Origin of the sequence: Spirillospora sp. NPDC029432 (assembly GCF_040703975.1) — a bacterium.
Lineage (GTDB): Bacteria > Actinomycetota > Actinomycetes > Streptosporangiales > Streptosporangiaceae > Spirillospora.
The window spans coordinates 1-13,429 of record NZ_JBEZWH010000120.1 but is presented as its reverse complement, the minus strand read 5'-3'; the positions used below and the strand labels follow the sequence as shown (position 1 = coordinate 13,429).

Annotated in this window: 12 protein-coding genes and 1 pseudogene; 5 read left to right on the top strand and 8 right to left on the bottom strand. The window is 75.2% G+C overall.

Annotation, left to right across the window (positions count from 1 at the left end):
• Window positions 1–436: pseudogene (locus tag AB0881_RS40750) on the top strand (L-erythro-3,5-diaminohexanoate dehydrogenase); the annotation flags it as partial.
• 51 nt (window positions 437–487) lie between these two features.
• Complete coding sequence (locus tag AB0881_RS40745) at window positions 488–1,819, top strand: DUF2252 domain-containing protein (RefSeq protein WP_366626177.1); 1,332 nt, start codon at window positions 488–490, stop codon at window positions 1,817–1,819.
• A 13-nt stretch (window positions 1,820–1,832) separates the two neighbouring features.
• Here AB0881_RS40745 and AB0881_RS40740 read toward each other — a convergent pair whose 3' ends face one another.
• The gene (locus tag AB0881_RS40740; protein WP_366626175.1) at window positions 1,833–3,881 is read right to left on the bottom strand and encodes a hypothetical protein; all 2,049 of its coding nucleotides are present in this window, start codon (window positions 3,879–3,881) and stop codon (window positions 1,833–1,835) included.
• A 156-nt stretch (window positions 3,882–4,037) separates the two neighbouring features.
• Here AB0881_RS40740 and AB0881_RS40735 point away from each other — a divergent pair, with 156 nt between their 5' ends.
• From AB0881_RS40735 to AB0881_RS40725, 3 genes are read left to right on the top strand one after another with little or no spacing between them, the layout of a single operon-like run.
• A complete protein-coding gene (locus AB0881_RS40735) occupies window positions 4,038–5,636 on the top strand; it encodes a lysine 5,6-aminomutase subunit alpha (RefSeq protein WP_366626173.1) in 1,599 nt (532 codons plus the stop codon).
• Entirely contained in the window at window positions 5,633–6,481 is an 849-nt protein-coding gene (locus tag AB0881_RS40730; protein WP_366626171.1) for an OAM dimerization domain-containing protein, read from the top strand. The genes AB0881_RS40735 and AB0881_RS40730 overlap by 4 nt, the downstream gene beginning before the upstream one ends.
• Entirely contained in the window at window positions 6,478–6,885 is a 408-nt protein-coding gene (locus AB0881_RS40725) for a hotdog domain-containing protein (RefSeq protein ID WP_366626170.1), read from the top strand. The genes AB0881_RS40730 and AB0881_RS40725 overlap by 4 nt, the downstream gene beginning before the upstream one ends.
• A gap of 439 nt (window positions 6,886–7,324) precedes the next feature.
• On the opposite strand, the gene AB0881_RS40720 is transcribed toward AB0881_RS40725, so the two are convergent.
• The 7 genes from AB0881_RS40720 to AB0881_RS40690 form a co-directional block, all read right to left on the bottom strand.
• Window positions 7,325–8,170, bottom strand: a complete 846-nt coding sequence (locus tag AB0881_RS40720; protein WP_366626169.1) for an inositol monophosphatase family protein — start codon at window positions 8,168–8,170, stop codon at window positions 7,325–7,327.
• A complete protein-coding gene (locus tag AB0881_RS40715) occupies window positions 8,167–9,441 on the bottom strand; it encodes an alpha-D-ribose 1-methylphosphonate 5-triphosphate diphosphatase (RefSeq protein WP_366626167.1) in 1,275 nt (424 codons plus the stop codon). Before AB0881_RS40715 ends, AB0881_RS40720 begins: the two co-directional genes overlap by 4 nt.
• The gene (locus AB0881_RS40710) at window positions 9,438–10,211 is read right to left on the bottom strand and encodes an ATP-binding cassette domain-containing protein (RefSeq protein WP_366626166.1); all 774 of its coding nucleotides are present in this window, start codon (window positions 10,209–10,211) and stop codon (window positions 9,438–9,440) included. The genes AB0881_RS40715 and AB0881_RS40710 overlap by 4 nt, the downstream gene beginning before the upstream one ends.
• A 2-nt stretch (window positions 10,212–10,213) precedes the next feature.
• Window positions 10,214–11,056 (bottom strand): ATP-binding cassette domain-containing protein, encoded by an 843-nt coding sequence (locus AB0881_RS40705; RefSeq protein WP_366626164.1) that lies wholly within the window; start codon window positions 11,054–11,056, stop codon window positions 10,214–10,216.
• On the bottom strand, window positions 11,053–11,976 hold the full coding sequence (locus AB0881_RS40700; protein ID WP_366626162.1) for an alpha-D-ribose 1-methylphosphonate 5-phosphate C-P-lyase PhnJ: 924 nt from the start codon (window positions 11,974–11,976) through the stop codon (window positions 11,053–11,055). Before AB0881_RS40700 ends, AB0881_RS40705 begins: the two co-directional genes overlap by 4 nt.
• Entirely contained in the window at window positions 11,973–13,079 is a 1,107-nt protein-coding gene (locus tag AB0881_RS40695) for a carbon-phosphorus lyase complex subunit PhnI (protein WP_366626160.1), read from the bottom strand. The genes AB0881_RS40700 and AB0881_RS40695 overlap by 4 nt, the downstream gene beginning before the upstream one ends.
• A partial coding sequence (locus tag AB0881_RS40690; protein ID WP_366626158.1) for a phosphonate C-P lyase system protein PhnH occupies window positions 13,079–13,429 on the bottom strand: 351 nt, incomplete at its 5' end. The genes AB0881_RS40690 and AB0881_RS40695, both read right to left, overlap by 1 nt.

The following is a 13,429-nucleotide window of genomic DNA, read 5'->3' as shown; positions in this document are numbered from 1 at the left end:
GCTGTCGCTGGCCGCCGCCCGGCGGGCCGGCGCCGCCCGCACGATCGGGCTGGTCCCCACCGAGGACGAGGAGCGCCGCCTGGCCGCGGCGGGCCTGGCCGACCGCGTCGTGCGGGCGGACGCGCGCGACCCCGTCGCCGTCGCCGCCGCGATCGGCGAGCCCGCGGACGTGACGGTCGTGTGCGTGGACGTGCCGGGCTGCGAGCACGGCGCGATCCTGGCCACCGCCGCGGGCGGCACCGTCGTCTTCTTCTCGATGGCCACCTCCTTCTCGGCCGCCGCGCTGGGCGCCGAGGGGCTGGCCGCCGACGTCACCATGCTCGTCGGCAACGGCTACGTCCCCGGGCACGCGGAGATGGCGCTGGACCTGCTGCGCTCCGAACCCGGGGTTCGTGCCCTGTTCACCGCCGGGCAGGGTCGCGATTCGGCACAATGACCCGGGTATGCCCCGGCGGGGGAGCGGATCCGAGCATCGAGGAGAACACCGATGGCGAGCATCACCCGGGCTTTGAGCGAGATCGACCCCAAGGAGCGGCAGGGCCGGATCGTCGAGGTCCTGGTCGAGGCGTTCTCGGACCTGATGGAACGCAGCCCGGCCGAGTTCCGCCGGCGCTTCCGCAAGATGGCGTCCGACCCGTTCGCGTTCTACCGGGGGAGCGCCTGCCTGTTCTACGCCGACATCGTCGGCGACGACGACCCGTGGGCCGACGAGCGCACCGCCCGCGTGTGGATCCAGGGCGACCTGCACGCGCAGAACTTCGGCACGTACATGAACGACGACGGCGTCTTCGTCTTCGACGTCAACGACTTCGACGAGGCCTACGTCGGCCACTTCACCTGGGACGTCAAGCGGCTGGTGGCGAGCCTGGCGCTGCTGGCCTGGAGCAAGGCGATCTCCGACGCCGACATCCGCCGGCTGATCGAGACCTACGTGCGCGCCTACGTCGACCAGGTCCGCAGGTTCGCCGCGGACACCGGCGACCACGGGTTCGCGCTCACCCTCGACAACACCGAGGGCCACATCCGCGACGTGCTGATCGCGGCGCTGTCGTCCACCCGGATCGAGCTGCTGGAGGGCAAGACGCTGGTCGACCAGCACGAGCGCCGCTTCCGGGAGCGGTCCGGCGTGCGCCGCCTCGGCGAGGAGGAGCGCGCCAAGGTCGAGCGCGCCTACCAGGAGTACCTGCAGACCATCCCCAAGGAGAAGCGCTTCGGCAGCCTCACCTACGAGGTCAAGGACATCGTCGGCGCCTCCGGCTTCGGCATCGGCTCGGCCGGGCTGTCGGCGTACAACATCCTGGTGGAGGGCCGCAGCCAGGCCCTGGAGAACGACGTCATCCTGTCGATGAAGCAGGGCAACGTCGCCGCGCCCAGCCGGGTCGTCGACGACCCGCGCATCCGCGAGTACTTCCGCCACCACGGCCACCGCACCGCCGTCTCCCGCCGCGCCCTGCAGGCCAACACCGACCCCTGGCTCGGCTACACCGAGATCGACGGCGTCGGCTTCGTCGTGCAGGAGCTGTCGCCGTACGAGGCCGACCTGGACTGGTCGGGGCTGACCGAGCCGGAGGACATGATCTCCCTCCTGGCCGACCTGGGCCGCGCCACCGCCAAGATCCACTGCGTGTCCGACACCGACTCCGACCACACCCTGGTCGGCTTCCAGGTCGAGGACGCCATCGACGCGGTCATCGGCCCGGACGAGACCGCGTTCGTGGAGGCGATGGTCGCGTTCGGCACCGAGTACGCCGCCATCGTCCGCGACGACCACAGGCTCTTCGTCGACGCGTTCCGGAACGGGGAGATCCCCGGCCTCTGAGGCCGCCCGCCGCTCAGCGCCGGGTCAGGACGCGGGCGACCGCGGCGGCGATGACCGTGACCAGGATCCAGCCCGCGGCCACCAGCGCGTACGAGAACCACTGGTGGCCGCCGGCCGGGTTGAAGGCGCGCTCCTGGCCGAGGTCGACCAGCGGCAGCAGCAGGTCGAGGGTGTAGACGACCGGGTTGAAGTGCGGCGCCTCGCCCGGCTTGAGGGGCGCGGGCGGGTCCGCCGCGTACACCAGGCTCCCCGCCGTCACCAGCAGCGCCAGCCACAGCACCGCCCGCCACGGCTGGTACCCGTAGCCGACGGCGCCGTCCTGGACGACGCCCCACACCTTCCCGAACGGGGTGCCGCCGCGCCGGTGCGCGCGCTCCTTGGCCAGCAGGATCCGGCGTGCCTCCTTGGGCTGGCCGAGGGCGGCGTACGAGGCGGCGAGCTGCTCGTACGGGTGCGGCTGGTAGCCGTCCGGTTCGAGGGCCAGCCAGCGCAGCCGCCGCCGGGCGGGCAGCCGCGGCTCCAGCGCCTCGTAGGCCAGCCCGTTGAGGGACAGCGCCGCCGGCCACCGGTCCGGGTCGTCGCGGAGGAGGCCGAGCCGGGCGTGGTCGAGCGCGACCGCGCCCTGGATGGGCTCGGCCGGGCGTAGGGCGAGCTGGCCGGCCTGTAGGTGGCGCCCGTCGAGCGCGGTACCGCCGGGATTGGCCAGCCGGGCGTCCTTGAGGTCCAGCACCCGCCCGACGCGGGCGCCGGTCACCTTGACCTTGCCGATCGCGGTCAAGCCCGAGCAGAACAGGTCGGCGCCGATCTCGGCGCGCGACAGCCGCAGGCAGGTCCGGCCGGGCCGTTCCAGGCGCGCTCCGCCCAGCAGCAGGCGCCCGGCGACCCGGGCGACGGTGGCGGTGAACTCCCCGCGCACCCGCAGCCCCTTGCAGTCGAACGTGGCGCCGACCGTGACGTTGTCGGCGGCGATCCCGGCGCCCTCGCCGTCCACGCGCGCGCCGGCGAGGGTGAGGTCGTTGGCGATCTGGGCGCCCGCCAGCCGCACCTTGCCGGTGGCGGTCAGGCCGGTGGCGTCGACGTCGTTCACGGTGAGCTGGTCGAGCCAGAGCGCCATGCCGCCCGGAGCCGACAGTGCCGCTCCGGGGATGGTGAGGAACGTGCGGATCTGCGCGCCGGGGAGGCGTACCTCGCCCTCGGCGGTGAAGCCGTTCCGTGCGAAGAACGGCCCCTCGACGACCAGTCCCCCGGCGCCCAGGGCGATGCCGCCGGGGTTGCGGAGAGCGGCCCGGTCGAGATGGACGCCCTCGGCCCGGGCGCCGCGCAGCGACATCTCGCCGTGGACGGTGAGCCCGGAGGCGGTGAGACCGCCGCCGAGAGCGGCGCGGTTGAGCGAGAGCGCCGCGCCGGCGAAGCCCGGCGCCTCGACGACGGCGTCCTCCAGGCTGAGGAGGGCCGCGATACGAGAGTTGCGGAGGCGGACCGCGCCGGTGGCGTGGAAGCCCTCGTTCGCCTCCATGGGGCCGTCCACGACCAGGCCGTCGGCGGCGACCGCGACGCCGTCGGGGTCGGGACCGATCCGGGCGCCGCGGAGCGAGATCTCGCCGCTGACGCGGGCGCGGTCGAGCCGCAGGCCGTGGCGGACGCGGGTGCGGTGCAGGTTGAGCAGCCCGTCCATGGTGAGCCGGGGCGCGTTGACGTGGGGGATGTCGCAGCCGGTGAGCCGGACCGTCCGGGTGGTGGCCTCGACCAGCCGGACCGGCCCGTCGAAGCGGCAGTCCTCGCACACCAGGGTGTAGGGGACCTCGGCGCCGATGAGGTCGAGGCGGCCCTCGACGCGGGCGCCGCGCAGCCGGATGGCGGGACGGCGCCCGGGGGCGGGGGCGACGGCGCCGAGCAGCAGCGCGGCGATGACCTCGGCGCGGATCGTGCGTTCGGGGCCCCAGGCCGCGGCGGCCGAGACGGCGTCCGCGGCCGGGTCGCCGGTGCGGAGGTCGGCCCATCCGCCGTGCGGGAACGCCTTCCAGAGGAGCTTCTCGGGTCTGCTGAGCCGCCGTCTCGCCATGGGGACAATCCTGCCGGGATGGGAACGATACCGGAGGAGCTTGATCGTCAAGGTGAAGGCTCTTGCGAATCAAGCAGGGAACGCAGGAAGATCTCATGGATGAAACGGGAGACGGAGTAGATATTGGTGAACGATCGAGGCGGAGGGGAGGCGGCAATGGCGCCGCAGGGAAAACTCGATCTCGATCCGGGGGTGGTGCGCCGGGCCCGGGCGCTGGCCGCGCGCGCCGCCGAGCCGGTCATCACGATGGCCCGGACGCACACCACGGTGTCGGTCGAGCGCGCGCTGCTGCGGATCGCCGGGCTGGCCGGCGCCGACGCCGACGGCCGGCCGTGGGTCAACCACCTGGCCGACGCGGTCCGCGACCAGGTGGGGCTCGAGCACGGGGTCGCGCTGCCGGTCTGGGACGCGCTGCTGACCGGCCCGTACCGGACCGCGGAGGACCTGGCCCGCGCCGCCGCCGAAGGGCGAGTGCGGTTCCGGCTCCCGGCGGGCGCGGAGGCCAAGGAGGCCAGGGAGGCGGCGCGGGCGGCGGCCCGGTCGGGCATCGCGCGCATCGACCGCCGCCGCGCCGAGCGGGACCGGATGCTGGCGGCGGCCGGCGACCCGCCCAAGCCGTGGATCTACCTCATCGTCGCGACCGGCGACATCTACGAGGACATCCCGCAGGCGCAGGCCGCCGCCCGCGAGGGCGCCGACGTGGTCGCGGTGATCCGCTCGACCGGGCAGTCGCTGCTGGACTTCGTCCCCGAGGGAGCCACCCGCGAGGGGTACGCCGGCACCTACGCCACGCAGGAGAACTTCCGCCTGATGCGGGCCGCGCTGGACGACGTCTCCCGCGAGCTGGGCCGCTACGTGCGGCTCACCAACTACGCCTCGGGCCTGTGCATGCCCGAGATCGCGGCGCTGGCCGGGCTGGAGCGCCTGGACATGATGCTCAACGACTGCATGTACGGGATCATCTTCCGCGACATCAACCCCCGCCGCACGTTCATCGACCAGCGCTTCTCCCGGCAGGTGCACGCCCGCGCCGGGATCACCATCAACACCGGCGAGGACAACTACCTCACCACCGCCGACGCGGTCGACGCCGCGCACACCGTGGTCGTCAGCCAGCTGCTGAACGAGCGGTTCGGGCACGAGGCCGGGCTGACCGACGCCCAGCTCGGGCTGGGCCACGCGTTCGAGATCGACCCGGCCGTGCCCGAGTCGTTCCGGCTGGAGCTGGCGCACGCGCAGCTGGTGCGGGAGCTGTTCCCCGACGCGACGCTGAAGTACATGCCGCCGACCAAGCACATGACCGGCAACATCTTCGCCGGCTACCTGCTGGACGCGTTCTTCAACCTGGCCGGCGTGATGACCGGGCAGTCGATCATCCTGATCGGGATGATGACCGAGGGCATCCACACGCCCTGGCTGTCGGACCGCGACCTGGCGCTGGAGAACGTCCGGTACGTCCGCGCCGCCGCCGGCGGGCTGGCCGAGGACTTCGCGCCGCGCCCCGGCGGGTTCGTCGCCGGGCGCGCCCGCCGGGTGCTGGGGGAGTCGGTCGAGCTGCTGGAGCGGATCGAGCGCGACGGCCTGCTGAACGCCATCGCCGACGGCACGTTCGGCGTCACCCGGCGCCCCCCGGACGGCGGCAAGGGCCTGGACGGCGTCGCGCCCCGCGCGGACGGGTACTTCAACCCCGCCATCGAGATCCTGGACGACGAGGACCCGCACGCCGCCCACGCGCACGAGGAGGTGCCCGCATGACGCCCGCCACGCCCGCGAGCCCGGCCGGCAGCACGGACGCCCCGGCCCAGCCCGCCGACTCCCGGCAGGTGATCCGCCCGTACGGGGACACCACCGGCGACGCCATGGTGCAGGTGTCGTTCACCCTCCCGGTCCCGGCGGGCAAGCGCGCCGACGCCGCCGCGCTGCAGCTGGCCGGGAAGATGGGGCTGGACCCGGCCAGCGTCGTGCACGCCAAGGCGATGGGGCCCGACTACACGTTCTTCATCGTGTACGGCCGGGTGAACCACCTCATCGACTACGCGGGCATCCCGGCGCCGCCCGAGCGCGAGTACCCGCTGCTGACCTCCAAGGAGGTCAACCTGGCGATCCGGCGGGCGCTGAACCGGCGGCTGGTGGTGGTCGGCGCCTGCATCGGCACCGACGCCCACACCGTCGGCATCGACGCGATCCTCAACGTCAAGGGGTTCGCGGGGGAGAAGGGCCTGGAGTACTACCGGGAGATCCAGGTGGTGAACATGGGCGCCCAGGTCACCGTCGAGGAGCTCGTCGAGCGCGCCAAGGCCGAGGACGCCGACGCCGTCCTGGTCTCCCAGGTGGTGACGCAGCGCAACGCCCACCTGCACAACACCAAGCAGATGGCCGCCGCGTTCCACGCCGAGTACCCGACCGCCGTCGCCGCCGGGATGGGCCGGCCGCTGCTGATCGTGGGCGGCCCCCGCTTCGACACCGTCACCGCCGAGGACCTCGGCGTCGACCGCGTCTTCGGCAAGGGCACCACGCCCGCCGAGGTCGCCAGCTTCATCGTGCACGCGCTGCTGCCCGCCGGCCCGCCGCCGGCCGACGCCACGGAGGAGACCCGATGAGCGACCCGATGAGCGACCCGCGCGAGGGACTGACCGTCACCCACCGCCGCTACATCCCGTACTCGCACGCCCACTACGCCGGGAACCTGGTGGACGGCGCGTACGTGCTGGCGCTGTTCGGGGACGTGGCCACCGAGGCGAGCATCCGCGCCGACGGCGACGAGGGGCTGTTCGCCTCGTACTCCGACGTGCAGTTCCGCGCCCCCGTGCGGGCCGGGGACGTGCTGGAGACCGTCGCGACCGTGGTACGGGCCGGGCGGCGCAGCCGGGTGATGGAGTTCGAGGCGCGGGTGGTGTGCCGGGGCCGCCCCGACAAGGGGGAGTCGGCGGCCGAGGCGCTGGCCGAGCCGATCGTCGCGGTCACCGCGACCGGCACCGTGGTGGTCCCGCCGCCCGGCGGCTGACGGGGCCGGGCGGGCCGCTGTGACCCCTGTGACCGGCGGGATTTCCCGCCGCTGCGCCGATCATGGGGCTGAGCTGGCCGAACGTGGAGTCGCCGCAGAACATGCGGCGGTTGACAAGGACGGGGACTTCGGTAGTTTTGCTGCAGTCCAGCACAGGACTCACCGATCGGCCGCCCACGGCGCCACCGGACCGCGCCATGACGGGATCGACGGCGGAGCACGCGAGCCCGTCCGAGCCAGGGGTGGTGACCGGCAGCCGTGCCAGGGCGGAGCCGCCCGATCGGGCGGGGGCTTGGACCCGGAAAGGGCCCGGACATCCAGTAGAAAACGGAGATCGTTCTCACCGCCTGTGGGGCGACTTCGGCCCGAGGGATGTCACGGGCCCTTTTCCGTGCCCGCTCCGTGTGCCCGCTCCGTGCGCCCGTGCGCGCCGCCGGCGCTACCCGGTCCCGGCGGCGGCCTCCGCCGCGCCGCGCAGCGTGGCCGCCAGCTCCTCCGCCAGCTCGGGCGTGGCGCCGACGACGGCGCTCCACCGGCGGGTCAGGTCGGTGCAGGGCTCGATCGGCCGCCCGTGCACGTCCCGGACCGCGCCGCCCGCCGCCTCCGCCAGCACGACCGCCGCCGCGACGTCCACCAGCCGGTGGGTGTCGCTGGCGGCGTCCGCGAACGCGTCCACCGCGCCCTCGGCCACGAGCGCCGCCTCCAGGCAGGAGGTGGACAGGACCCGGATCCGGCCGGCCCGCCCGGCCACCGCCCGCCACGCCGCCCACGCGCCCGGCAGGTCGGTGCGCGGCCGCAGCAGCGACACCGCCGCCCCGGCCAGCTCCCGCCGCCCCGACGTCCGCAGCGGCGTCTCCCGGCCCCGCGCGGCCCACCAGGAGCGCCCGGTGTCCAGCCAGACGGTCACGGCCTCGGTGAACGCCCCGTCCACCGCCAGCGCCCCCGAGAACGCGCACAGCGGCACCCCCGCGGCCGCGTTCGCCGACCCGTCCACCGGGTCCATCACCAGCGTGACGGCCGCCCCGCGGTCGATGTGCCCGGCCTCCTCCGACAGCACGTTCACCCGGCCGTCCGGGCCCGCCCGCTCCAGCGCCGCCAGGATGGCGGGCTCGACCAGCATGTCGATGAGCATGGTCGGGGTGCCGTCGGCGCCGTCGGCCACGTACTCGGCCAGCGCCTCCCGCGAGTGGGACGCGCGGGCCTCCTCGAACGCCGCCCGCGCCGCCTCGGCCGCGATCCGCAGCGCCGGGTGCATCGGGTTCGGGTGCATCGGGTCCGGGCTCACCGCGCCACCGCCGCGGCGGGGCGGCCGGAGTATGCGTACGCGTCCGCGCCTCCGGCGGTGAGGTCGTTCGCCGACAGCGTGCGGCGGACGGTGGGCCAGCCGCCGTCGACCGTCGCGAGGAGCAGGTCGCCGCGCGCCCCCGGCCGGATCTCGCCCCGGTCCGGCAGGCCCGCCACGCCCGCGGCGCCCGCCGTCACCAGCCGCACGGCCTCCGGCAGCGTCGCCGCGCCGGCGCGCTCCAGCAGGAACACGGCCGCCAGCAGCGCCGAGGGCAGGTAGTCGCTGGACAGCGCGTCCACCAGCCCCTCGGCGACCAGCTCGGCCGCCGCGACGTTCCCCGAGTGGGAGCCGCCGCGCAGCACGTTCGGGGCGCCGGCGACGATGAGCATGCCCAGCTCGCGGGCCGCGCGCGCCGCCTCCACGGTGGTGGGGAACTCGGCGACCGCGACGCCGTGCCCGCGGGCGTCGGCGACCTCGGCGCGCGTCACCGGATCGTGCGCCAGCAGCCGCGCCCGGCCCGCCGCGGCCTCCCCGGCGAGCCAGCGCAGCGCGACCGGCCGGTGCCACTCGCGGGTGTCGCGGTCGGCGACCATCGCCTCCAGCCGGGCCTGCGCCTCCTCCTCGGTCAGCCCCTCCTCGCCCTGCAGCCAGCGGCGGAAGTACGCCGGGTCGCGGTACTGGCCCTGGCCGGGGGTGTGGTCCTCGAACGACACCAGCGGCGGCGTGCCTGCCGGCCCCGGCCGCTCCAGCTGGGCCCGCAGCGCCGGGAGCGCCTGCGGATCGCGGGCGTCCAGCCGGTACAGCATCCGGTGGTCGACCAGCGCCCGGCCGCCGGCGCCGCGCCGCCGCAGCGCGTCGGCGATCAGCTCGGCGCCCTCGACGGTACGGCCCTTGCGGACGTTCACCTCGTACCCGATGCCGTGGAAGACCGTGGTGACCCCGGCGGCCCGCACCCGGCCCTCGAAGCTGCCGACCGCGAAGTCCACGTCGAAGCGGGCGCCGGGCCGCGGCGCGATCTCCTTCTCCAGCCCGTCGCTGTGGGTGTCGACCAGGCCGGGCAGCAGCAGCGCGCCGCGCACGTCCTCGGCCTCGGCCGGAACGCGGCCGCCGGCCGCCCGCACCTCGGTGATCACGCCGTCCTCCACGGCCACCAGCGCGTCCTCCAGCAGCCGGCCGGGCAGCACCGCGGTCGCGTGCGCGAAGATCCTCCTTGTGGGTGCAGGCGCGGGCGGGTCCGGCGCCTGGTTCGGCGCCGCCGGGTTCGGGGTCATCGGGCCACCTCCAGATCGTGGGCGCGCAGCACCTCGGCGGGCGCGCCCTCGGCGATGATGCGGCCGCCCTCGAGCACGGCCGCGCGGGTGGCGAGCCGCTCGATGGCGTCCAGGTCGTGGAAGACCGACAGCACGGCGGTCCCGGCCGCGCCGAGACCGGCGATCATCTCCAGCACCGCCTCCCGGTTCACCGGGTCCAGCGCCGAGACCGGCTCGTCCAGCAGCAGCAGCCGGGGCGGCGAGATCGTCCCGGCGGCCAGGTTGACGCGCTGCTTCTGGCCGCCCGACAGGACCGTGGTGTGCATGGCCCACAGCCGCTCGTCGATGCCCAGCCGGCGCAGCGCCGCCGCGGCGGCCTCGCGGGCCGTCCCCGGGTCCATGCCGCGGGCGGCGCCCGCCCGGGCCACCAGGTCCAGCACGCCGCGGCGCGGCTCGCCCCGCAGGAACTGCGACACGTACCCGATCTCCCGGCCGCGCAGGTCGGCCACCGCCGGGTCCGGCAGCGCCGCCAGGTCCACGACCTCGCCCGTGCCGGTACGGAACAGCATCGCGCCGCCGCCCGGCACGTACGTGCGGTAGACGCAGCGCAGCAGCGACGACTTCCCGGCGCCCGACGTCCCGGCCAGCGCGACGTGCTCGCCGGCCCGCACGTCCAGGTCGACGCCCAGCAGCGCCGGCACCCGCCGCCCGTCGATGGTGTGCAGCGTGAACGACTTGGCCAGCCCGCGCACCGACAGGACCGCGTCCGGCATCTGGGGTGCCTCGTTCATCGTCATCCCCTCGCCGCCGCGACCAGGCGCTGGCTGTACGGGTGCTGCGGGTCCTCCAGCAGCTGGTCGGTCAGGCCGGCCTCCACGATCCGGCCGTGCTGCATCACCACGACCCGCCGGGTGAGGGCCTCCACGACCGCGAAGTCGTGCGAGACGACGACCGCCGCGACGCCCAGCTCCTCCAGCAGGCCGCGCAGCAGGTCCAGCACGCCGGCCGCGACGGAGGCGTCCAGGCCGGTGGTGGGCTCGTCCAGCAGCAGCACCGGCGGGTCGTTGGCCAGCGCCTTGGCGATCTGGACGCGCTGGCGCATCCCGCCGGAGAAGTCCCGCACGACGTGGTCCATGCGCTCCAGCGGCACCTCGGTGCGCTCCAGCAGCTCCGCGGCGCGTGCCCGGATCCTCCCGAAGTCGCGCCAGCCGGCGGCGGTGAGCCGCTCGGCGACGTTGCCGCCCGCCGAGATGTCCAGGTCGAGCCCGGCGGCGGGGTCCTGGTAGACGACCGAGAGCCGGTCGACGCGCAGCCGCCGCCGCGCGGTGTCGTCCAAGGAGAGGACGTCCGCGCCGTCGGCGAGGCGGGCGGTGCCGGCGGTGGCGCGCTCATCGCCGGCCACGCAACGCAGCACGGTGGACTTGCCGGACCCGGACTCGCCGATCACGCCCAGCGCCTCGCCGGGCGCGACGTGGAACGACACGTCCCAGCACGCCACCACGGCGCCGGTCGCGGGCGAGATCGGGGTGCCGTGCGCGGGCCCGGTGCCGGGCAGCGACGCGGGCCCCGGATCGCCGTAGATCTTGCCGAGCCCCTCGACGGAGAGCGCGGCGGCCGTCACCGCGGTCGCGGTCACTGTTCGTCCCCTTCCGGGCGGTTGCGGGAGCAGAAGTCGGTGTCGCTGCACAGCCAGCGGACGCTGCCGTCGGCCGCCGGCTCCTCGACCAGGTAGGTGCCGTCGCCGCCGCAGTGCGCGCACGCGGCGCCCGGGGTGTGCTCCACCTGGAACGGCACGTCGTCGAAGGCCAGCGGCTCGACGCGGGTGTGCGGCGGCACCGCGTAGATGCGCTTCTCGCGGCCCGCGCCGAACAGCGTCAGGTGGTCGGCGCCGTCCAGCTTGGGGACGTCGAAGCGCGGGATCGGCGTGGGGGAGATGACGTACCGGCCGTTCACCAGGCACGGGTAGCCCGCCGCCTGGGTGATGACGCCGTTGCGGACCAGGTCCTCGTACAGGCTCACCCAGATCTTGGCGTAGTCGGCCTCGGCGTGCATGCGGCGCTGCTCGGTCATGTCGCTCTCGACCGCGCGCAGCGGCTCGGGGACGGGCACCTGCAGCACCAGCACCTGGCCGGCGCGCATGCGCGTCTCGGGGATGCGGTGCCGGGACTGCACGACGGTCGCCGCGCGGGTGTCGGTGACCTCCTCGGCGCCGACCTCGCCGGTGATGAGGCGGCGCAGGTTGGCGGCGTTGACGCCGGCGTCCTCGCCCTGGTCGATCACCTTGAGCCGGTCGTCGGGCCCGGCCAGGGCGAGCGTGACCTGGAGGCCGCCCGAGCCCCAGCCGCGCGCCACCGGCATCTCGCGGGAGCCGAACGGCACCTGGTAGCCGGGGACGGCCACCGCGGTGAGCGCGGCCCGCCGCACCTCCCGCTTGGACAGCTCGTCGAAGATGCCGCCGGGGCCGCCGTCGCCGGCCAGCCCGGCCAGCCCGGCCGGCCCGGTGGGTTCCCCCGCGCCGGCCGCGCGGGCCGGTGCGGGGGCGGTGGCGGAAGTCATCGGTCGCCTCCCTGGGCGCTCGCGCGCACCGCGCGCTTGCGGTCGAGGATGGAACGGAAGTCCACGTAGTGCGGCAGCTTGAGGTGCTCCAGGAACCCGGACGCCTCCATGCCGTCGAGGGTGATCAGGACGCGCTGCTCGACGTCGGTGCGGCCGCCGTCGCGGTGCGCCAGCAGGTCCAGCCCGGCCATCGCGATCGCCTTGCGCTCGTTGTGGCCGAAGCACAGGCCGTACCCGACGTCCAGCCGGGTGCGGTCCTCGCCGGGCCGGTCCAGGTCGTCGATCGTCTCGACCTCGGTCACCCGGACCTCGCCGACCGTGACCGGGTCGCCGGTCAGCGGGTGCCGGACCCGGACCGGCAGCCGCCCGTGCCGGACCTCGCCGGGGATCTCGTGGTTGTGCTTGTTCGGCTGGAAGGTGTTGGCGTACCAGAGGTTGACCAGCGCGCCGGTCTCGGCCCGCGCCATCGCGGTCAGCCTGGCCGAGCGCGGGGCGCCGGGCCGGGCGGGGGCGCGGGTGATGTCGTACGGCTCGGGGTCGCCGCCGCCGCGCCGCTCGACGACCATGTCCATCTCGCGCAGCAGGTGCAGCAGCCGCTGGGGCCGCCGTACCTCCGCGGGCTCGTGCCCGTGCTCGTGCCGGTGCTCGTGGTGGTGCCCCGGCTCCGGGCCGGGGGCGGGCTCGGCGGCCTGGGCCTGGTCGTCGGGCATCAGGTCCAGCAGCCGGCCGACGTAGTCGAGGGTGCGGCCGAGCAGCTGCCGTCCCGGCGGGTTGCGGAACGCCGAGGAGATCCGCCGCAGCACGACCAGCTCGCCGGCCGCGACCGGCTCGGAGTAGGCCAGCCGCGGCAGCGTGGAGCGGTGCGCGCGCAGCAGCTGCGCCGCCTCCAGCACGTCGCCCTCGGCCTGCCGGATCGCGCGGGCGGCCAGCTCGGGCGCCCACAGGCCGCCCTCGCCCATCACCCGGTCGACCGCGAGCCGCATCCGCTCGGTGATCTGGTCGAGCCGCAGGAACGGGCTGGCGCCCGCGCGCCGCTCGTCGCGGACGAGCCGCTCGGCGGCGAGGATGGCCTGCTCCCCGCCGCGCGCGTTGGAGTACCCCATCAGCTCTCCTGTCCGGTACTCGCGATGGTCAGGTGGACGCTCCTGGGCAGGCCCGCGACCGTTCCGTCGGGCGCGACCAGGAACGTGTCGATCCCGGCGGGGAACGCGGCGTTCGCGTCCGCCAGGGCGCGGAAGTACGCGGCGGGCAGCCCCCGTACGGTCAGCCGCCGCTCGCCGGGGACGCCCGGCCCGCTCAGCGCGAGCGTGACGCCGTCACCGCCGCCGCCCTCGTCCAGCGCGTCGACGGCCTGGACACGGACGGGTCGTCCAGGTAGGCGAAGACCAGGCCGCTCGGCGAGGTGCTCGGCTCCAGCGCGACCTTGCCGCCGAGCTTCGCGGCCTGCTCGCAG